The 19,796-nt window shown below is 46.3% G+C and carries 17 protein-coding genes; 2 read left to right on the top strand and 15 right to left on the bottom strand.

The window, feature by feature from the left end:
- Nucleotides 1–8 precede the first annotated feature (8 nt).
- From AC0VYE_RS27190 to AC0VYE_RS27220, 7 genes are all read right to left on the bottom strand, one after another.
- On the bottom strand, nucleotides 9–1,100 hold the full coding sequence (locus AC0VYE_RS27190) for a carbohydrate ABC transporter permease (RefSeq protein WP_076268932.1): 1,092 nt from the start codon (nucleotides 1,098–1,100) through the stop codon (nucleotides 9–11).
- 1 nt (nucleotide 1,101) lies between these two features.
- Complete coding sequence (locus tag AC0VYE_RS27195) at nucleotides 1,102–2,184, bottom strand: carbohydrate ABC transporter permease (RefSeq protein WP_076268933.1); 1,083 nt, start codon at nucleotides 2,182–2,184, stop codon at nucleotides 1,102–1,104.
- Between the two features lie 203 nt (nucleotides 2,185–2,387).
- Nucleotides 2,388–3,779: an ABC transporter substrate-binding protein gene (locus AC0VYE_RS27200; RefSeq protein WP_076268934.1), complete on the bottom strand. Its 1,392-nt coding sequence runs from the start codon at nucleotides 3,777–3,779 to the stop codon at nucleotides 2,388–2,390.
- A gap of 294 nt (nucleotides 3,780–4,073) precedes the next feature.
- Complete coding sequence (locus AC0VYE_RS27205; RefSeq protein WP_475443678.1) at nucleotides 4,074–5,084, bottom strand: LacI family DNA-binding transcriptional regulator; 1,011 nt, start codon at nucleotides 5,082–5,084, stop codon at nucleotides 4,074–4,076.
- Nucleotides 5,085–5,454: 370 nt separating this feature from the next.
- Complete coding sequence (locus AC0VYE_RS27210; RefSeq protein WP_076268936.1) at nucleotides 5,455–7,074, bottom strand: ABC-F family ATP-binding cassette domain-containing protein; 1,620 nt, start codon at nucleotides 7,072–7,074, stop codon at nucleotides 5,455–5,457.
- A gap of 248 nt (nucleotides 7,075–7,322) precedes the next feature.
- Nucleotides 7,323–8,390: a Gfo/Idh/MocA family protein gene (locus tag AC0VYE_RS27215; protein ID WP_441908444.1), complete on the bottom strand. Its 1,068-nt coding sequence runs from the start codon at nucleotides 8,388–8,390 to the stop codon at nucleotides 7,323–7,325.
- 169 nt (nucleotides 8,391–8,559) lie between these two features.
- The gene (locus AC0VYE_RS27220; protein ID WP_475449747.1) at nucleotides 8,560–9,615 is read right to left on the bottom strand and encodes an MBL fold metallo-hydrolase; all 1,056 of its coding nucleotides are present in this window, start codon (nucleotides 9,613–9,615) and stop codon (nucleotides 8,560–8,562) included.
- A 339-nt stretch (nucleotides 9,616–9,954) separates the two neighbouring features.
- On the opposite strand from AC0VYE_RS27220, the gene AC0VYE_RS27225 reads away from it, so the two are divergent.
- The gene (locus tag AC0VYE_RS27225; protein WP_475443681.1) at nucleotides 9,955–11,109 is read left to right on the top strand and encodes a virulence factor; all 1,155 of its coding nucleotides are present in this window, start codon (nucleotides 9,955–9,957) and stop codon (nucleotides 11,107–11,109) included.
- Between the two features lie 90 nt (nucleotides 11,110–11,199).
- Here the strand turns inward: AC0VYE_RS27225 and AC0VYE_RS27230 are convergent, their stop codons facing one another.
- From AC0VYE_RS27230 to AC0VYE_RS27250, 5 genes are all read right to left on the bottom strand, one after another.
- Nucleotides 11,200–12,384, bottom strand: coding sequence for a transglutaminase domain-containing protein (locus tag AC0VYE_RS27230; protein ID WP_475443683.1), 1,185 nt, complete (start codon nucleotides 12,382–12,384; stop codon nucleotides 11,200–11,202).
- 179 nt (nucleotides 12,385–12,563) lie between these two features.
- Nucleotides 12,564–13,541 carry an alpha/beta hydrolase gene (locus AC0VYE_RS27235; protein WP_475443684.1) on the bottom strand — a complete coding sequence of 326 codons (978 nt, stop codon included), beginning with the start codon at nucleotides 13,539–13,541 and terminating at the stop codon, nucleotides 12,564–12,566.
- Nucleotides 13,542–13,558: 17 nt separating this feature from the next.
- Nucleotides 13,559–14,191, bottom strand: a complete 633-nt coding sequence (locus AC0VYE_RS27240; RefSeq protein WP_475443686.1) for a bifunctional 4-hydroxy-2-oxoglutarate aldolase/2-dehydro-3-deoxy-phosphogluconate aldolase — start codon at nucleotides 14,189–14,191, stop codon at nucleotides 13,559–13,561.
- 28 nt (nucleotides 14,192–14,219) lie between these two features.
- A complete protein-coding gene (mutY, locus tag AC0VYE_RS27245) occupies nucleotides 14,220–15,461 on the bottom strand; it encodes an A/G-specific adenine glycosylase (RefSeq protein ID WP_475443687.1) in 1,242 nt (413 codons plus the stop codon).
- Nucleotides 15,461–16,339 carry an AraC family transcriptional regulator gene (locus tag AC0VYE_RS27250; protein WP_076268944.1) on the bottom strand — a complete coding sequence of 293 codons (879 nt, stop codon included), beginning with the start codon at nucleotides 16,337–16,339 and terminating at the stop codon, nucleotides 15,461–15,463. The genes mutY and AC0VYE_RS27250 overlap by 1 nt, the downstream gene beginning before the upstream one ends.
- A 169-nt stretch (nucleotides 16,340–16,508) precedes the next feature.
- Here AC0VYE_RS27250 and AC0VYE_RS27255 point away from each other — a divergent pair, with 169 nt between their 5' ends.
- Nucleotides 16,509–16,856 carry a c-type cytochrome gene (locus tag AC0VYE_RS27255; RefSeq protein ID WP_076268945.1) on the top strand — a complete coding sequence of 116 codons (348 nt, stop codon included), beginning with the start codon at nucleotides 16,509–16,511 and terminating at the stop codon, nucleotides 16,854–16,856.
- 77 nt (nucleotides 16,857–16,933) lie between these two features.
- On the opposite strand, the gene AC0VYE_RS27260 is transcribed toward AC0VYE_RS27255, so the two are convergent.
- The 3 genes from AC0VYE_RS27260 to AC0VYE_RS27270 form a co-directional block, all read right to left on the bottom strand.
- The gene (locus AC0VYE_RS27260) at nucleotides 16,934–17,161 is read right to left on the bottom strand and encodes a hypothetical protein (RefSeq protein WP_076268946.1); all 228 of its coding nucleotides are present in this window, start codon (nucleotides 17,159–17,161) and stop codon (nucleotides 16,934–16,936) included.
- A 61-nt stretch (nucleotides 17,162–17,222) separates the two neighbouring features.
- Nucleotides 17,223–17,621, bottom strand: a complete 399-nt coding sequence (gene acpS, locus AC0VYE_RS27265; protein ID WP_076268947.1) for a holo-ACP synthase — start codon at nucleotides 17,619–17,621, stop codon at nucleotides 17,223–17,225.
- A 95-nt stretch (nucleotides 17,622–17,716) separates the two neighbouring features.
- Complete coding sequence (locus AC0VYE_RS27270; RefSeq protein ID WP_475443691.1) at nucleotides 17,717–19,789, bottom strand: copper resistance CopC/CopD family protein; 2,073 nt, start codon at nucleotides 19,787–19,789, stop codon at nucleotides 17,717–17,719.
- Nucleotides 19,790–19,796 lie beyond the last annotated feature (7 nt).

Raw genomic sequence — 19,796 nt, forward strand, 5'->3', positions numbered from 1 at the left:
TGCTGCTGTTACCCTTTGATGGAACCGCCAAGCATCCCGCGAACAAAGTATTTTTGAAGTGCAAAAAATACGGTGAGCGGCATGAGCATCGAAACAAATGCTGCTGCTGTAAGCAAATGCCAGTCATTGCCTCTGGAGCCTACCATGTTTGCAATATTCATTGACAATACCTGCACTTCAGGCTGGCTTCCGAGAAATATAAGGGATATCAAATAATCATTCCATACCCATAAAAATTGGAATATGCTGATCGATGCTAGTGCAGGGACGGATAGCGGCAGGATGAGCCTGCTGAAAATCGTAAAGTTCGTAGCCCCGTCCATAAATGCCGATTCGAACAAATCCTTGGGCAGCTGACTAATTGATGTGTACATGAAATATGTGATCAATGGCAAACCAAACGCCGTATGCGCAAGCCAGATCCCAAAGTATGTGCCATTCAGTCCAAGCGACGTATAATCACGCAAAATCGGAATGAGCGCTACCTGCAAAGGCACGACAAGCAAAGCGATGACAATAACAAACAACGTCTTTCTCCCTGGGAACTTGAGCCAAGCAAAAGCATAAGCAGCAAAGGAGGCGATGAAAATCGGAATTACGGTAGCTGGTACTGTAACCGCAATCGTATTCCAGAAGGAACGCGACATACCGCTGCCCTTCTCTGTCTTGGTCGTACCATCTGGCATCGTGATGGAATACGTTTTTCCACCCAGCACCGTCTCATAGTTCTGAGTTGTAAAATTAGAAATGATCGTCCACTGCTTATCCTGTACATTCAGAAGTCTAGCTCTCCGGTTTTCCCAAATCATTCGTTCACCGTTAAGCTCCACACCCGCACGCAGCTGATCATCGGTAAACGTTGTTCCATTCACCTTAATGGGCTCACGAAGATCGGTGTCCTTGGGCAGCTGAATTTGCTCTGTTGTGCTCCAATCTCGATGAGGCAGTATATTCCACCAGCCTGTAGATAATATATCTGCTGCAGGCCGGAAAGAGGAAACGAGCAGACCGAGCGTCGGGATTGTCCAAATGAGACATATGACAGCTAGCACTGTATTCACGAGCCACTTGGACTTACGGGATTTTTTATTCCTGCTCATATTAGAACCCTCCTTCTCTACGGAACTGCCGCAGATTGATTATGATGACTGGAATGACGGCAACGAGAAGCACAATGGCTAAGGTTGAACCATAACCTGCATTTTGGTACATAAACAGCTGGCGATAGAACTGTGTTGCCACAACGTCCGTCTCATATTGTCCGCCTGTCATGATCATAACAACATCGAAGATTTTTAGTGTAAACACAATAATCGTTGTTGTAACGGATAACAAAGTTCCCGCAATGTAAGGAATCATGATTTTGAAAAAAATACGAACCTCGCCTGCGCCATCCATACGAGCGGCCTCCAGCATATCCTCTGGGATGCTCTTAATTGCAGCTGAGAATATAACCATTGCAAAACCTGTTTGCATCCAAATGAGAATAACGATAAGGAACAGGTTATTCCACGGCTGAATCATACTGAGCCATGCCTGCGGTTCCCCGCCAAATTTCACTACGATCGCATTGAGCAGTCCAATTTGCTCTTGGCCTGGCTGATAGTAATAAATAAATTTCCAGATAACGCCTGCCGCTACGAACGAGATCGCCATCGGCATAAATATAAGACCCTTAGCCAGCTTCTCGAAGCTGCTTCGATCGGCAAGTATCGCAATTAAAAGACCTAAGCCAACACAAGCCAGTGTGCCAAAGAACACCCAAAGCAAGTTGTTGCGTAGCGCCATAATGAGCAAGCGGTCCGTAAATACAGCTACGTAGTTGGCGAAACCGACAAAATTGACCGAGCCGGCATCAAAAAAGCTTAAGTATAGCGTCCGCAATGTCGGAAAGACAAGCAGCCAACCAAGCAGCAGCACCGCTGGGCCAACAAATACAAAAGGCAATATTCTCCGCTTCCATTGATCCGGATACTTTTCAACTACCCAGTTAAACGAATAGTAAATCGAATAAATGCCAACTGCTCCCCATATGACTGCAAACACCGCATTGAGGATAGGCGGAAGGTTGGAGTCGCGAAAAAGTATAAATATGCCCCCGTGAATGACAATATTGATAACTGGCACGAGTATGGATAACAACAGTAGCCGCAGAGCATTGCCTTTCCTAGCCTGTAATTCCATATGAATCCTCCTCCAAGGTTTGTAAAACAAACCTTTCTTCGTAAGAGTAAACTTAGGTTTGCGTAGCAAACCTATCTTCGTAAGCATAAACTTAGGTTTGTAAAACAAACCTTTCTTCGTAAAAGCCACCATTATCTGCGCTGATTATAGAGGGGCTTTCGCCTTGCGGCGAGAAGCCCCCGAATCACTCAAGCAGCAGTCAATTATTTTTTCCAGCCTGCTTGAATTTCTTTTAGTGCTGTATCCAAATCTACTGTTCCACTTACCCAGTCCGTCATACCTTTCCAGAATGTACCTGCGCCAACTGCGCCTGGCATAAGGTCAGAACCGTCAAAACGAATCGTTTCCGCTGTTTTCACGAATTCTGCCATTCTGCGTTCTTGATCGTTCGGGTACCATGATGGATCAGCATCATTCATAGGAGCCGTTACGCCGCCTGTTTGAATCCAAGCTTTAAGCGACTCGCCCGTTGTGAAGAATTCCATGACAGCGCGAACCTCTGGACGATCATTAAACATAGCATAAATATCTCCTGAGATTAGAGCTGGTTGACCATATTTCTCATCAATGGCTGGAAGTGGGAACCAATCATAATCATCAGCTGTCAAGCCTTCTGGGAAGAAGCTTGTAATAAAGCCAGCTTGACGGTGAAGCCATGCTTTTGGCGGATTATCGAATAGCGGCTTAACTGCATCACCAAACGATGTTGTAGCGATTGATTTTTTTCCACCGTATACATAGTCCTCGTTGAACCAGATTTCAGCCATTTTTTCTGCTGCATTTTTGACTACAGGGTCTGTGAATGGAAGCTCACCCGATACCCATTTGTCATAATTTTCAGGCGTAGTCGTGCGGAGCATAATATCCTCCATCCAGTCTGTAGCCGGCCAGCCAGTTGCTGTACCGCTCTCGATGCCGATGCTCCAAGCTGGATCGCCGTCTTTTGCGATTTGATCAGTCAGCGCCATAAGCTCTGTCCATGTTTTTGGAACGGTATAACCTGCTTCTGCAAATGCTTTTTTGTTGTACCATACTAAGCTTTTTACGCTGCTGCGTGCCCAGATGCCAGACATTACGTCTCCGCCAGTACCTTTCATCGTAGCCATGTCGAGCCAGCTTTGGTTGTATTGTTTCTTCAAATACTCATCGCTAAGGAATGATTTTACATCAATTACCTTGCCAGAGTTCACAAAGCCCTTCAGCAAACCCGGCTGCGGGAAATCCGCAATATCAGGAGCATTTCCGCCGTTTACACGTACCGAAATCGTTGCTTCGAACTCTTTAGAGCCTTCATACGCGATGTCAATTCCAGTCTTGTCTTCGAACGCTTTAATGCTTTCGTTAAATTTCACTTCATCCGCATCCGTAAACGGACCGAACATCGTAACCTTTTTACCTTTAAAATCGCCGTTCAATGCTTTAGCTAGCGCACTGTCGCCCGCCCCTGCTCCTGCGTTCGTTCCGCCCTCTGCTGGCTTCTCTGTCGGTTGGTTCGTTGTATTATTATTTTTTCCTCCGCAAGCCGTAATCGTCATAACAAGCGCTAGCGTTAGAATAAAGACAGTCGATGCTTTTTTTGTTTTTCTCGTGTACATAGACCTCATCCTTTCATGTTTAAGTAATCAGTAATTAAATTACACTTACTCGGCCCTTTTGAAACGTTAAATTAACGTCAGATAACAAGTTGTTGCCTCACCTCCTTTAAAGTGCCAATGTAGGTTGTTTTTATGCTCAACAGGTATCGAAAACAAAATCTTTTAAATAGATAACGCTTCCATTACTCTGAAAAGCTTTTCAGAGAAGAGTTAAAGCGAACGACCAAAGCCAAAATTTAGAGGCAAAGCCGTTTCGCTATTAATATTCGCAATCTAAGCATTGTTATTTCACGACTATGATAAATAGGACTTGGTTGACTCCCGTACAATTAAATGATGTGGAAGCTTCTCTCTGAGTACTTCAACTTTCCCTGTTGTAATCAGCTCATGCAGCTTCTCAACGGATCGATACCCAATATCATAGGTTGGCTGGTCTATCGTCGTTAGCTTAGGTATAAACATCTGAGCCATTCGGATATTGTCAAAACCTACGACGGACATTTGCTCAGGTACGGACTTGCCATTGTCGCGCAAATATGAAATCGCACCCATCGCGAATTCATCTGAAGCTGCAAAAACGGCCGTTAAATCGGGACAACGAGTGAACAGTCGTTCAGCTGCATCATAAGCATGCTCAAATCGATGTATTGCAAATTCAATGCAATTCTCGTTTTCTGAGAGGTTATATTCCAGAAGCGCCTTCTTAAAGCCCGTATATCGCGGCTCACCGGAGATTGTGATTCCTAAAGGAAAACCAATCATACCTATGCGGCGATGTCCTGCTTCAATTAAATGTTTGACCGCATCATACGCACCCTGCTCATCATCAATATCAACGGACGGAATATCATACTCCGGAGCATTGGTAGAAGCTAGAACGAATGGCAGACGATAGCGCTGCATCTCCTCATAATATTCTTCATGCAAAGAATCACTCGTAAATATGATGCCATCTACCTGCTTCTCAAAAAAGCTTTGCACATAAGAGATCGTCCGCTGCTTGTCGCGGTCTGTATTACAGATCATCAGACTATGGTTCAGCATAACAGCCGCATCCTGCATTCCGCGTATTAAGCCGGCATAATACGGATTTTCTATATCCGGAATCATAACGCCAAGCGTGTCTGATTTTTTGTAAATCAACCCTCTGGCAAATCCATTCGGCTGGTATTGAAGCGCCTCAATAGCTTCCAGCACCTTGATACGTTTCTCCTCCACTACGGTTTCCGGCGCATTCATGACCCGGGATACGGTGCTTATGGACACGTTAGCGTATTTTGCTACATCGCGTATAGTCGATTTCATAATGGCACGCCTTTCTTGATGAGTAAGAATCATGTAACATGCGCTTGTTTGCATTTTATTATGATGAGTCATGTTTCACATTAATGAAAGTGCTTTCTGAAAAGCTTTTCTGAAAACCTTTTCAAACGTAGTATAACTCCCTTTTACGCATAAATCAACCTAAAATTTTGCATGTTTGTCCACTTTATTTATGCCAATTGTTGCACAACTTTAGATAAGACTGCTGCTTTCGAGCTTAATAATGTGAAGCTTCATGCTGTTTATCGTAAGCAAGTGGCTAGAATTTTAAACTAAATTTCATAACCTTATATAGTCAAAAAAAAGCGTCAATCAGCGAGACTATCCTCACTGATTGACGCTCTATAGTAAATTAAACAGCGTACATACGTTCACGAAGCGCTTTAACCTCAGCACTTTCAAGGTACTCGTCATAAGTCATCATCCGGTCGATTACACCGTTCGGCGTAATTTCAACGATGCGGTTAGCGATCGTTTGTACGAACTGATGGTCATGCGAAGTGAACAAAATCGTACAATCCGTATCGGTCAGACCATTATTCAGAGCCGTAATGGATTCAAGATCCAAGTGATTCGTTGGCTCATCCAAAATAAATACGTTCGCGCCCTCAAGCATCATCTTGGAGAGCATGCAGCGAACTTTCTCGCCTCCGGACAACACGCTTGCTTTCTTCATTGCATCATCGCCCGAGAAGAGCATACGGCCAAGGAATCCGCGAATAAAGGTTTCATCCGGATCTTTCGAATATTGACGAAGCCATTCCACAAGGTTCAAATCAACACCATCAAAATATGGTGAGTTGTCTTTCGGGAAATAAGCCTGCGATGTTGTTACACCCCATGAGTAGCTGCCAGCATCCGCTTCAACTTCACCAACAAGCAATTGGAAAAGCAAAGTCTTAGGCAAGCTGTTCGGTCCAACAAATGCAACTTTATCGCCTTTATTAAGAGCGATCGTCAGATTGTCGATCACTTTCTCGCCGTCGATCGTTTTGGTCAAGCCATCAACAAGCAGGAGCTGCTTGCCCGCTTCACGCTCACCTTTGAAGAGGATAAACGGATATTTACGGTTAGATGGACGAATATCATCAAGCGAAATTTTCTCAAGAAGCTTCTGTCTCGAAGTTGCTTGTTTCGCTTTCGATTTGTTCGCACTAAAGCGTTGAATAAACGCCTGCAATTCCTTGATCTTGTCTTCCTTCTTCTTGTTCTCACCGCGCATCAACTGCAAAGCAAGTTGGCTGGATTCGTACCAGAAGTCATAGTTGCCGACATACATTTGGATTTTGCCAAAGTCGATATCCGCAATATGTGTACATACCGTATTCAGGAAGTGCCTGTCATGGCTGACTACGACAACAGTTCCTTGGTAATCGGCAAGGAAATCTTCCAACCAGCGAATGGACTCAATGTCCAAGTGGTTGGTAGGCTCATCGAGCAATAGAATGTTCGGTGTGCCAAACAATGCTTGAGCCAGCAATACGCGGACTTTCTCATTGCCGCTTAGCTCAGCCATTTTCTTATCATGCAGGTCAGGAGTAATACCAAGTCCATTTAGCATCTCTGCTGCTTCAGACTCAGCTTCCCAGCCGTTCATGTCTGCGAAGTCAGCTTCAAGCTCACCTGCTCGCATCCCGTCTTCATCAGTGAAGTCTGCTTTTGCATACAAAGCGTCCTTCTCCTTCATTACTTCATAAAGACGCTTGTGACCCATCATTACCGTCTCAAGTACAACGGACTCATCGTATTCATAATGGTTCTGCTTTAGAACGGCTAGCCGTTCACCCGGCGTTATATGCACTTCTCCGTGCGATTGCTCAACTTCACCGGATAATATTTTCAAAAATGTCGATTTGCCCGCGCCGTTAGCGCCGATCAAGCCATAACAGTTGCCTGGCGTGAACTTAATGCTAACATCTTCAAAAAGCGCCCGCTTCCCGTAACGGAGCGTTATGCCACTTGTACTAATCATTCGTTTAATCCCGTCCTTCACTACAAAATCACTTTATCTTGATCTATTATACCACAGTATGCAAGGAAACCGAACCTTCTTTTGCCTTTGCCTTAGCATTTGGATAGACAATCCAGCAACGAGGATTACTTTTAATTCATAGATCTCACGATAAAAAAACCTTCCTCCATGCGACTTTGATACAGTTGTCGCATTAGGGAAGGTTTTTAGTATTACGATATGAAGCAGTGAAGTCTTTTATTAAAAGATTAATCCCACTTCAGCTTAACTTCATTGCCCGTGCGGGATGATTCATATATTGCATCAAGAATACGGTTATTTGTATAACCCGAAAGTGCAGATGTAATCGGCTGCCTGCCTTCGCGAATGCAATCGACAAAATGGCGGCTCATTAGAATCCGATCCTCTTCACCCTCTAGCGGAGTGATGTCGCTTTCAACGACTTCATTGTTCTCATGCGTAACATACTTGCCGTTATTGCCAATGATCGCTACGCCGCCCTCTGTTCCCATCAAATGAATAAACGGATCTTCCGGCAGGAAGGCTGAATGTGCAGCCCAGCTAACCTCAAGCGACAAGGTCGCTCCATTATCAAGTTTAATAAGCGCCGAGGCAAGGTCCTCAACGTCATAATACCCGTCCCAATTTGGCGTGCCCCATGTCCCAGTACCGAGACGGTTAGGTCCAAATTCAGCATAGGTCGAGCCGTATACGGAAACAGGCTTCGGATTGCCCATGAGATAAAGCGAAAGATCAAGCATATGAACGCCGATGTCAATAAGCGGGCCGCCGCCTGCTTGGTCTTTGCGAGTGAACCACGAGCCCCAGCCGGGAATGCCTTTTTTGCGGAACCAGCCAGCTTTGGCATTATAGATATGGCCTACATCGCCGTTATCAATTCGCTGCTTAAGTGCGCGGCTTAGTCCAGTCCAGCGCATTTGATGCGACATCATTAGTATTTTACCTGATTTCTCAGCTTCCTCTACGATTAACCGCGCTGCTTCGGAATCAATGGCCATCGGTTTCTCCAGCAGAACATGCTTGCCTTGCTTCAGTGCTTCAATAGCAAGCTCGGCATGAAATTGGTTAGGCACACCAATAACAACTGCATCGATCGATGAATCCTCTAGCAGTGATTGTGGACTAGGATGAACCGTTTCAATACCGTACTCAGCAGCACGCTGCTCAGCAAGCGGAAGGTAAGCGTCCGTTACAGCAACAACATCGATACCTTCGACTTTATTGAATGTCTGCATATGTATGCTACCGATTGCACCTGCACCGATAACGCCTAGACGAATGTTTGCATGAATCATTCCTTGCTCCTCCTTATAGGTACCTTGCTTCGTAAGATAAGCTTAGATTTGCGCATGCAAACCTAAGCTCCCTAAAATTATTCCACTATGCATACTTATACTTAGCAAGTATAACGGTTTCGCTTACCTTCGTCATTGCTCGAATTTGGCAAACCTTTGTCCTCGTTTGTTATTTCCCGGACATACGCCATGTCTCGCCATGCGGCAGAACTAGAATTCGCTCGTCAGAAATACATCGTTTTCTGCGTTCAGCTTCCAAGCGATCGAGCGCTTCACGAGGCGTATCATCCGCAAGCTTAAACGCACCATAGTGCATAGGAATAAACCACTTGGCATCCAAATCATCGAAGGCTTGAAGCGCTTGCTCCGGCGTAATATGCTGCGGCGCCATGAACCATTCCGGCTCATACGCTCCAATCGGCAATAACGCTACATCAACCGGGAAGCGGCGGCCGATCTCCTTAAAGCCTTGAAAATAACCGCTGTCCCCTGCGAAATAAATAGTCGGAAAATCAGATAGGACTGGCCGCTCGACGGATGCTGCACCGCTAAAAAACGGACAACTCCGAGCAGCTGCCGGCTCGGACGCGCTTGCGATTTGCGCTCGCGACTCTGCAGCTGATTCCATTCCGTTACCAGCCGCAAAAGTATCACGAACATGGCTTACAAGCTTTTCGCTGCGTGATGCTGGACGCTCAATGACAAAGCCTCCCCAATGCGAGCTATTCGTATCCCATGGATTGCGGCGAGTCGAATGCTGCGAAGGAACGAATGTGAATTTTACGCCGTTATACATAACGGATTCCCACCAGTGCAGCTCCTTAATTCTAAGAAAGCCCTTCTTGCGAAGCTTGGCACCAAGTCCTGCAGGCACAAGCAATTGTCTAGCGCCAACCAGTCTGCGCAGCGAATTTATATTTAAATGATCATAATGAGAATGCGATATTAGCACGATATCAATAGGCGGAACGTCCTCTACCTTGATACCTGGCGCTGAAAGTCTTTTTTGAAATGCCATTTGAGTCGACCACACAGGGTCTGTAATAATGTTTAATCCGCCGAACTGAATAAAAAAAGTGGAATGCCCTACCCAAGTAATAGAAGGCCATTTTCGGTTATTTTCCAAGTATGCGATGTCAGGTTCAACATTCGGAACGGTGAATGAATAATCTTTCATTCTCAGCTTGCGAATGCGTTCCTGACGCCATCTTTTGAACTGCTTCATTGAAGTGTGCTGCTCGATAGGATCTATATTAGCAAATCGTTTTAACTTCAACCGTCCATCCCTCCTTCGCATTCATTTGTTGTTTTATTAAGATACCAAGCCAGCGGTACTCAATGCAAATATGTTATTTATGCGAAATCATCCACGCACTCGTATGACAGTCTATCCAGAAATGTGAATTAGAGACAATCTCTCGTTTCATCGTTCGCATCCTAACATAAAATCAGTTACACTTGGTTATAAAGCATTTACACATAAGATTACGCTTTCGACGCAGCATTTGTTACATAAATGAAGCAGATGAGCGTCTAAATATCAATTAGCCCAGGAGGTTTCCTTATGAAACTAATTTCAATAGAACCAACGCCGAGTCCTAATTCCATGAAGCTGAACGTCGATGAGATGCTCCCTCGCGGACGCAGACTCACCTACAAAACGAGTGAAGCTAGCGACGCTCCTGAGCTGCTTCAGCAGCTTTTGCAAATAAACGGAGTGAAAAGCTTATTCCGTACAGCTGACTTTATTGCGCTTGACCGCAAGCCCGGAGCAGATTGGGCTGCTATACTCGCTGAAGCAGGACAATTGCTGCAGAAGGTTGCTGATGGCGACAACGGCGAGGGCAGCGGGAGCGGGCCTTCAACTAGCTTTGGCGAAGCGCAGGTGCTCGTTCAAATGTATCGCGGCATTCCGATGCAGGTGCGCGTAAGAATGGGAGACATCGAGGCACGTTCAGCGCTTCCGCCACAGTTTGGCGAGGCGGTTAACCTTGCCGCTGGCTCAGGCATGATTCGCGAGCGCAAGCTGGAAGAGTTTGGCGTTCGATACGGAGAACCCGAGGAGATTGCAGCTGAAATTGTACGCGAGCTGGAAGCTTCCTATTCGAGTGAGAGATTGGATACTCTTGTACAAGCAGCTATTGAGCAAGGGAATGCTGGTGCTCAAGGCGAAGCTCCAGCTGTCGTAAGGCCAGCTCCGCTAACTTTTGAACAAGCGCAAGAGCAGTTCACCTCATCGAATTGGCAGGTTCGTTACGCAGCATTGGAGCGATATGTTTCCGCTATAGAAGGTTTGCCTTTGCTTGCACAAGCGATACAGGATGAGAACACATCCATTCGTCGTCTTGCCGTTATCTATCTTGGCGATCTGCGAGCGCCTGAAGCGCTGCCGTATTTGTTTATGGCGCTGCGTGATTCCTCAACTTCCGTTAGAAGGACGGCTGGCGATACGCTGTCTGATCTTGGTGATCCCGCTGCGGTTGGACCGATGATTGAATCGCTCCGTGACAAAAACAAGCTTGTCCGCTGGCGCGCGGCACGCTTCCTCTATGAAGCAGGAGATGAATCTGCGATCGATGCGCTGCGCGAAGCTGCTAACGATAATGAATTTGAAATTCAGCTTCAGGCCAAAATGGCGCTTGAACGTATTGAACGCGGTGAAGAAGCAGCCGGCTCTGTATGGCAGCAAATGACCGCGGCGAGAAAAAATGAGCAATAATTGACTTACTCAAATAGGAAAGGGGGTGCAGAGATGCACCCCCTTTCCTATTTGAACAAAATGAGGTGCAGCCCTCTGCACCTCATCCTATTATTTCGCATATTCCAGCTGAAGATTAACAAGAAGTGATTGATCGCCAGCATAAGGCTCATAGCTTGCCCGATAACCAACTGCTACGTTTATACGTTTGAAGGCAGCCTTTAAAGCTGCTGGGAATTGATCACCTTGCTCATATCGGAATGATAAGCTCCCTGCCTTGGAATCAAGCGCCGATTGTATAACTTGATTCAGCTGCGCTGAGCTTGATACTGTATATTCCGGTTCTAGCCAGTGCAAGCCAAGCGCGATCTTCAGCCTGCTGAAGCGGCTGCGCTCCGTTTGCGCCCCTTGCTTCTCCAGCTCACGAATCGTATCGGCATAGGAGACGTTTGCAGCAGGATAAGTTCTAGTCCACTGGTGATCAACGCGCAGTTCCTCATCCGTTCTCAAATAATAGTTATAGCGAATCGTACTCTCGCTTGGCGAAACTTTTTGTACCGTATTTTGGCTGCCTGCTGATGCTGCTGCGACCGGATCATCCCAGGTTAGATCCAAATGGTACCAAACACCGTCTACTTGCACCATATTCCATGCATGCTCGCCCGTATTCACAGTACCCTCTGCGATTAGAACCGTCAGTCCCGCTTGCTTCAGCATTTTATAGCCTAGCAATGAGTATCCTTGACACACGGTTTCTCCGAGTGTCACCGCATCATAAGCAGTGTAATGCTTCAATGTTTTATCATACTCCACATGGCTAACGACCCAGTCGTGAATGGCTTTTATTTTCTCATGCTCATTCATTCCCGGCTCTATTATAGATTGGAGCGCCTTTGCAACGGTGCGATCTACAACTGCCGTTTGTTCCAGTGTCTCGCGGTATCTGGCTTCCAGAGCAATCGTCGATTTATTTCCCCAGCTGCGAATGGTGTAGATGTAGGATTCAAGAATGTAGGCTGAATAATCATCATGCTTTAAAGCAGCACGAATGACCTCTGTCATTTTCTTCGATAGTTCCTGCTTGTCCCCCGTGTATGTCACTGAAAACCGCTCAGACCTGGCTTTGAAATGTTTAGCAAGCTCGAGCTCCAAGCGCTCCATCTTATTCGTTTCATCCAAGGCGGCCACCTCCTCCGACTCTGCTGCCGCCGGAAATAAATCCAGCTTGAGGTCAAGACAAAATGCAGCTACTACGATAACGACAACCACCAACAATTTAGAAGCTACTCTACGCATTCGAACCTCCTTAACAATAAGTGAAAGAAAGCAACCATTTATCGGAAACTTCTTCACATTTATATTTTCAACTAAAAGGGATGCCCGCTTAAAGCTAGCAGCCTTGTAATCAAACTGTAATATTTCTCTCATCTTGGTTTCATCTTATGCTTATATAATAAATTCATGACCCCCCTTTATTATATATTCTCTCTTGAAGCCTGCAGCCTCGTGCCGCGGGCTTCCTTTTTGATAGAAGCATACTCCATGGATTCCAGCAAAAAAGGGATAACCTTCTCCCAAAAGCTAGAATCTTGCTCGGAAGTGCTATGTCCTTTGGTCGATACGAACAGTGTTTGAATCAGATGATCTGGCAATTGCTCTTTCAGCTGCTTCAGATCCTCCGCACTAATAAACTCATCACCATTCGAATGAACCATCATAATCGGTGTACGGCCAATGTCGGAACTGCCGGCATGTTTAGCTATTACAGCAGGAATGCTGGCCTCTTTAAACTGCGACCACGATATGCGTGAACGAATAAGCCATATCATAGGAATCAGATAGGCTAGCGGGAAAAGCGGCAGTTTTTTGCGTCGCAATTCCGATTTCATCATCGTATCGAAATGGACGGGCATTGAATCCGTTACGACCGCTCTCACCTTCATACCTTGATCAAGGGCAAGCAGCGCTCCAAATCCGCCAAGGGAATGACCTAGTATGGCAATTCGGTCTGGATCAACACCTGGCAAACTTTTGGCTGTTTCAAGAGCAGCGAGCACATCATCCCGAAACATGAGCGCGGAAGGCGCAGAAATCGAATCGCTGTTGCCGTGGCTGCGTGCATCATACATCAATATAGCGAACCCTGCTTCATAAATCGGACGCGTATACCTAAGCACTCTCGTCCGATTCGATCCCCAGCCATGCGCAATAATAATAAGAGGCGCAAGTCCATCCTTTAACAAGTTGTTGGAAGCAGGCTGAAGGAGCCAGCCTTCCAGCTTAGAGCCATAATTAGTGAACGTTAAGGATTGCCACTGCGTGTCGACAATAGGAGTCTCCGCATTCATAATCTTTCGAGGCTTCTGGCTGCGCGCGCCCATTTGCCAGATTAGCGCAGCAAGCAGCAAAACAATAATAAAGAAGATGATAACGATCCATAAGACAACGTCCATGAGATAACCTCCTTGCTCTATAACTTGCTTACGATATCTACGAATTGCCGCGCTCGTTCCGTTACTTGAGCGAATTTCCCCTCGCGAACCCATTCCAAATTAACGAGCTTGCTGCCCATTCCAACAGCATTTGCTCCTGCTTTAAAATAATCTGCAATATTATGTAAATCCACTCCGCCAGTAGCGATCATCGGAATATCGTTTAATGGTCCGCGAATTTCCTGCAAGTAACCTATGCCGAGCGTGCCCATTGGAAAAATTTTCACAGCATCCGCTCCTGCCTTCCAAGCTTTCACAATTTCAGTCGGTGTCATAACACCGGGCCATACGGAGAGGCCGTGCTCGCGGCCATATTCAATAACTTCCTCATCTAGATTAGGCGATATGAGATATTGGGCACCTGCCGCCACAGCCTCCTTAGCAAGGTCTACATCCGTTACTGTGCCGGCGCCTACTGCAGCCTTTCCATCAAACTTCGAACGCCAACGCTCTATCATAGCCACTGCTCCGTCCGTGTTCATCGTAATCTCCATCATATGAATGCCGCCATCTATTAAAGCCTGCGCTGTATCATCTGCATGCCGATCTTCAATTCCTCGTAAAATGGCTACGATTTTGTGCTGCAAGAGCAGCTCCAGCATATTGCTCATTTGCTTCTCCTCCGACTCTTATAATCATTTATTCCCAAAATTGCTTTAAAATGCGCAAAAATAAATTCGGAAACGGCAGCGTGTCCATATCTTCCTTTGAAATCCATCGGTAAGTGCCCGGCTGCTCCTTATGTTCCTCAGTAGAAACATCTATAGCTGCCGCCTTTTGATTCACTTCATAAGAGGACGCTGCCTCCGCAGCAATAGCTGCGTTGTCCGATGCAACTGCGATGTCTGCGTCTACAGCTGAATAAGATGTTTCACCCAAATCGGCTAAATAAAAACGCATTTTCCAATGAATATGACTAAAAATATGATCAGCATCTGTAAACCAGCTGCGCGGACGAATAAGAAGTCCTGTGTCCTCATCAAGCATGCGGCTGATCATCTCGGCGAGCTCGCCCTGCTCCTTCGGCGCTGTTTCATCCAGCCAGTTCACCTTATCCGGCGGCAGCAGCAAATGAGGAAGCTCCCACATTTGGGCTAGAAGGCCTGTAGCTGGACGCTGCCTTACGAGCACTTTGCCGGCATTTTCTCCGCTGCCAACAACGATCGCTGCCGCCCTAAACTCTGGACGAGGAGGCTTAGCCTTCGTCTTGATCGGCAATTCTATCTCTCTGCCTGCTAGCCTCGCCTCACAATGCTCCATGACAGGGCAAGGCAAACAGCTTGGCGATTTGGGCGTACATACGAGAGCACCAAGCTCCATCAGCGCTTGATTGAAGTCACCAGCAGCACCTTCAGGAATCAGCGAAGCAGCCAGCTTCTCAATGCCTACTCGCGTAGAAGCTTTTGCGATATCATCCTCCAAGCAAAAAAATCGCGAGAGCACACGCATCACATTACCATCCACTGCCGGCTCTGGACGATTAAATGCGATGCTCATAATAGCTCCGCTAGTATAAGGGCCAACGCCCTTCAATCCAGCAACGGACGCTTTATCATCTGGGACAATTCCCCCATAACGCTGAGCGACCTCTTTGGCACCTGCCTGCAAATTGCGGGCACGCGAGTAGTAGCCGAGTCCTTCCCAGCTTTTGAGCACTTCCTCCTCAGGAGCTTCAGCAAGCGCTCGCACGGTGGGGAATTTACTCATAAATTGGTTGTAATATGGAATGACAGTGTCTACCCTCGTCTGCTGCAGCATAATTTCGGATACCCATACCCGGTAAGGATCTTTATTAATCCGCCATGGCAAATCGCGTTTGATAAGCCGATACCAATTTAGCAGCTCTGTACTAAAATATGTCTTTACATCTATTTCTCCCATTAGCTTTTCTCCTCGTTCATTCTTGTTGTAAGCGTCTTTCGATTGGTTCCGGTATTTTTTCCAATCCGTCTATACTGAACCGGCGTGATGCCTGTATATCTTTTGAACAGCCGAGATAAATAATGATTTTGCATGCCAACCTGCTTCGCAACAACCGCTACAGGAAGCTCCGTTTCCATAAGCAGCTGCTTAGCGATCGCGATGCGGCGATTCGTCACATATTGGATCGGCGAACAGCCCATGATGTTTTTGAAGGATGTAATGAAATAGTTTGGATGAAGAAAAGCAAACTTAGCTAGCTCCTCAATTTGTATATTCTGATGCAAATTTGCTTCAATATAGGCGAGCACTTCATTCCATTTTACCTCAAAATCCGATTGCTGGAATGTTGTTCTCTGCACATGGCTTTCTTCTAAATAATAGGCAAGCAGCTCCAGCAGCACCGACTTTAACCGCAGCTCTCGTGTAATCGATTTACGATGCTGATATTCGTTCATTTTTATAAAAAGGTTCTTCATCATTTCTTTGTCTTTCACATAAACAAATGGCGGAAGCTGCAGCGCATTTATAACTTGAAAATCGCTAAGCTCCAAACGGAAATGGCACCAATAAAGCCCAAGCTTTTCATTTCCCTCTGTACCAAAAGATTGTTTTGTACCCGCCGGCAAAAAATAGAGAGTGCCCGGCTGTACGAAATAAGTGTCATTTTGTATGTTAAGCCGGGCTTCTCCCTTGACTGTATAACCGAAACGGAAAAAATCCGGCTCGGTTTTCTGCTCGAACCAGCCCGGTTCAAATTCGTTATAGGCAGTCATAATAACCTCGGCTTGAATGTTGTTCAACTGATTTTGCAAAATACTTTCTATTGTCGGTTTCATGAATTCTCCTATAAGTAAAACTGAGATATAATAGTTATATCTTCTCTCTAGTGGTTAACATCTTCTCTATTATACGAACTAACGATTCAAATTCATATGGAAGTCTTATGAAGACCCTGAACAAGACCGAATCTTCTATAATAAACAATTAATGAAAGGATTGCTATATATGAATCGAAACCGAGGTTTTTCTATCGCAATAACATTCTTTTTAGCTGTAATACTGCTAGCGGGCTGTGGAGGCAAGGAGAACAGCTCGACTGAGAAAACCAACGCGCTGATTGGGCCGGAGGAAGTGATTTCGGTTTATAAGGCCAATTGCGTCAGCTGTCACGGAACCGGGCTTCAAGGCAGAGTAGGCCCGGCAACAAATCTCCAAAAAGTTGGAGAGCGCATGAGTGCTGCTGATATTACGAAACAGATTGAAGAGGGCGAAGGCTCGATGCCTGCTTTCAAAGAGCGTCTGACTGCTGAAGAAATTGCTGGGCTCGTTAATTGGTTGGCAAGCAAAAAATAACAAAGGCTTAGCGAAAAAAAAGGATGCCTGAGCAGATTATGCTGCTCAAGCATCCTTTTTTTCTTGTTCACGATCGCTTAATAGCCGATATGATGGCCGTTTATTTTTGGAGAGCTCATGAAATGAAGTGCCGCTTGGCCGGCGTAGGTCCAATGCGTTTCACCCATTTGGGGATGCATCGGAAAAAGATCACCCTGTACAAGCACTAGATCTCCGCCCCAATCGTCTGAATACAACCCGTCGAATTCAACCCATTGTCCGGTTTTAAAACGACGCTTCGTTTTTTGCAGCCGCTGCTCCTTCATTGTCGACATCCCCTCTCGACTAGCTAACTTGGTATATTACATTCCAAGTATAGTCAAAAGGTTACTCCGATATCCGTTCCGCAACAGCAAAAGCTGAAGCAAGCTTTCGCTCATGCGTAATCGTAACATGAACTCGAACAGCCTCAGGGCTAAAGCCTAGACGATTCCAAGCTGCCACCGTTAAGTTGCACTCGGGTTTGCCGCAGCTTCCTCGCAATATTTCAATGTCTGTGAATCCTAATATATTCCCTATTCCACAGCCAAAAGCTTTCACAACCGCTTCCTTCGCAGCGAACCGGCCAGCCGTAAACTGATAAAGCCGCTCGCCTGTATACTCCGAAGCCAGCTCTCGCTCGCCCGCAGACAGCACCCGCTCCAAAAACCTTCTGCCTGTGCGGCCATCCACTATTTTCGCGATTCTTGTAATATCTGATAAATCATGTCCGATGCCGATGATCATGCTAACACCCGCCTTTTCCCTGATGGTGAGATTAGCAGAAGCATGAAGCGAAGTCAAGCATGGACGTGACTTTCACACTTATTTTGACGTAACAACTATTCCGTCAGAGAGTCGCCTATCGCTCGCTCATAATGGAAGTTGTTTCCTTTCTCGTCTTTTACATCTACTGTAATTAACCCTTTTTTCTGATTATCGATAAACTCACCTGATGAACGATACGTATATTTCGTAAAGCCTGGAAATTCAAACATCTCTTCCCCCATCGGCTGCAATTCCAACGGAATCACGATTTGGTTTCCTTGCTCGGTTTCCTTTTCCGCTTCCGCTTGATTCGAGTCTATCTTAACAGCTACTTCCGCGGATAAAGGCGTTCCCTGATCTTCAGGAAGCCACAAATCAAGGCGTACAGCCTGATCCCCAGTCTGATCATTCTCCGAAATACGCAAACTCATATGCGCCTGCTCACCCATCACATGCCAATAAATCGGTTCAGCCAGCTTCGACTCCACGCGCGCTTCCGGCGGAGAAGTTGTAGACAACCAGCCTGCCAGCACGAATAGAGCAACAGCAAGCAGCATCTCAATTCGGATGCCAACCAGCAAACCTCTTGCTGCGCTCGCTTTCGCGATTTGCGGCATGAATACGAGCTTATGAAGTGCTGCAATGACGACGACAAGCAGCATGAGAATGGTTTTGGCGAGGATTAGCTTGCCATACGCTGTAGTGAACAATTGTCCCCATTCTGAGAGCCTAGCAGCCGAAAGCCAGATTCCGCTAATCAAAATAACGATCATGCTTGGCAGCGCCCACTTTGCGAAACGCACAGCCGCTTGGTTCAAGTGCTCCACAGCATTTCTATCGAAAGTTAATGACAGCAAACCCGCAAGGCCGCCAAACCATATTGCGGCAGCAGACATATGGACTGTATGGGTCACTATTCCAAATACGACATCGGTTAAAGCAGCATTCGCATGGCCTGTGAGCGGGAAGCTCACTATCAATGCCGCTGCAGCTATCCATTTAATCATATTCGCCCATCGTCTCTCCCGAATAGGGGCAAATGCGAGAAGAAGAGCGATTAAAGCAAGCCCAACCCTTAACGTCGCTATCTTTCCGATCATTGTTCCATTAGCTAGTGCATAGATGGATACACCGCCGAATTGGTCTGCAAGCATCGACAAGCGAAGCAATCCGGAAACCAGCCAAATAAGCGCCGCAGCTCCCATCACTAGTCTCTCGGCTCGGACGGAGAAACCAAAGGGTGCCTTAGATTCATCATCTCTCCAGATGGCATATCGGAAGAACAGTATTCCAGCGAGAACAACCGCCGTCAAAATATCGAGTATGCGCATCAGCACCATGAAGCCTTGGCCACCTGCATGATCGTGCTCGGCCTCTCCAGCGCTGCTGTCGCCGCTGTGATTGCTATGGCTGCTGTGATCATTAGCCGTATCCTGTTCGATCAGCGGGGCAGCATTATCATCTTCCACAGCATCCGCATCAACATCTTTTGTATTTGTATTTGAATCCGGCTCCGCTGTCACCACCTCTTCACTGCTTGAAATCGTGGGAGACGGGGTAGCGACCGTCCCTTCACTGACTTCTATAGACTTTGCAGTCGGAGTGGGCGATGTAGATGGCGTAGGCGTTATATCCGGCTTCTTTGTAGGCTTAGGTTTATTTGTGGACTCTGGACTCTTTGTAATTACTGGTTTGTCAGTCACTTTTGCTTCATTTCCAGAGCTGTTCCCTGTATTACCAGCAGAAGCACCGTCCAGTGAAACCGTATCATCCGGTTTCACAGCCTCAAGCTTCACGCCTACCGCAAATTTAAAGGAACCGTCTGTTATATGAGAATCAAGCGATAACACCTGCCAGCTTACTTCATAAATGCCCTTATCCAGCTTAGGAATGGTATAAACAAGCGTAAGATCATCATCACTGCTTAACTTGCCAGTAATGTCAGTGCCGCTACTGCTTTTTAGTGAAATATTACTTAGCTTCGTATCGATTTTCTCTGTAAATTTTATTCGAATGGCGGGCGGAGCTTCCGCCAGCTCCGCATCCCCATAAGGTGTCGATTGCGCAATATAGGCATGCGCCGAGACGAAGCTCGGCAGGCATGCCCATATTATTACTATTGCAACTATCAATCTTATTTTTTTCATCTGCAAT

The sequence above is a fragment of the Pristimantibacillus sp. Z349TD_6 genome (genome assembly GCF_056173205.1).

What these genes read in the sequence shown, in the direction of transcription:
- AC0VYE_RS27195 (WP_076268933.1), bottom strand. Translation starts at nt 2,184, where the DNA reads ATGGAATTACAGGCTAGGAAAGGCAATGCTCTGCGGCTACTGTTGTTA.
- AC0VYE_RS27220 (WP_475449747.1), bottom strand. Translation starts at nt 9,615, where the DNA reads ATGAAGCAGTTCAAAAGATGGCGTCAGGAACGCATTCGCAAGCTGAGA.
- AC0VYE_RS27255 (WP_076268945.1), top strand. Translation starts at nt 16,509, where the DNA reads ATGAATCGAAACCGAGGTTTTTCTATCGCAATAACATTCTTTTTAGCT.
- AC0VYE_RS27260 (WP_076268946.1), bottom strand. Translation starts at nt 17,161, where the DNA reads ATGAAGGAGCAGCGGCTGCAAAAAACGAAGCGTCGTTTTAAAACCGGA.
- AC0VYE_RS27205 (WP_475443678.1), bottom strand. Translation starts at nt 5,084, where the DNA reads ATGAAATCGACTATACGCGATGTAGCAAAATACGCTAACGTGTCCATA.
- mutY (WP_475443687.1), bottom strand. Translation starts at nt 15,461, where the DNA reads ATGGGAGAAATAGATGTAAAGACATATTTTAGTACAGAGCTGCTAAAT.
- AC0VYE_RS27270 (WP_475443691.1), bottom strand. Translation starts at nt 19,789, where the DNA reads ATGAAAAAAATAAGATTGATAGTTGCAATAGTAATAATATGGGCATGC.
- AC0VYE_RS27190 (WP_076268932.1), bottom strand. Translation starts at nt 1,100, where the DNA reads ATGAGCAGGAATAAAAAATCCCGTAAGTCCAAGTGGCTCGTGAATACA.
- AC0VYE_RS27235 (WP_475443684.1), bottom strand. Translation starts at nt 13,541, where the DNA reads ATGGACGTTGTCTTATGGATCGTTATCATCTTCTTTATTATTGTTTTG.
- AC0VYE_RS27250 (WP_076268944.1), bottom strand. Translation starts at nt 16,339, where the DNA reads ATGAAACCGACAATAGAAAGTATTTTGCAAAATCAGTTGAACAACATT.
- AC0VYE_RS27230 (WP_475443683.1), bottom strand. Translation starts at nt 12,384, where the DNA reads ATGCGTAGAGTAGCTTCTAAATTGTTGGTGGTTGTCGTTATCGTAGTA.
- AC0VYE_RS27200 (WP_076268934.1), bottom strand. Translation starts at nt 3,779, where the DNA reads ATGTACACGAGAAAAACAAAAAAAGCATCGACTGTCTTTATTCTAACG.
- AC0VYE_RS27240 (WP_475443686.1), bottom strand. Translation starts at nt 14,191, where the DNA reads ATGAGCAATATGCTGGAGCTGCTCTTGCAGCACAAAATCGTAGCCATT.
- AC0VYE_RS27210 (WP_076268936.1), bottom strand. Translation starts at nt 7,074, where the DNA reads ATGATTAGTACAAGTGGCATAACGCTCCGTTACGGGAAGCGGGCGCTT.
- AC0VYE_RS27215 (WP_441908444.1), bottom strand. Translation starts at nt 8,390, where the DNA reads ATGATTCATGCAAACATTCGTCTAGGCGTTATCGGTGCAGGTGCAATC.
- acpS (WP_076268947.1), bottom strand. Translation starts at nt 17,621, where the DNA reads ATGATCATCGGCATCGGACATGATTTATCAGATATTACAAGAATCGCG.
- AC0VYE_RS27225 (WP_475443681.1), top strand. Translation starts at nt 9,955, where the DNA reads ATGAAACTAATTTCAATAGAACCAACGCCGAGTCCTAATTCCATGAAG.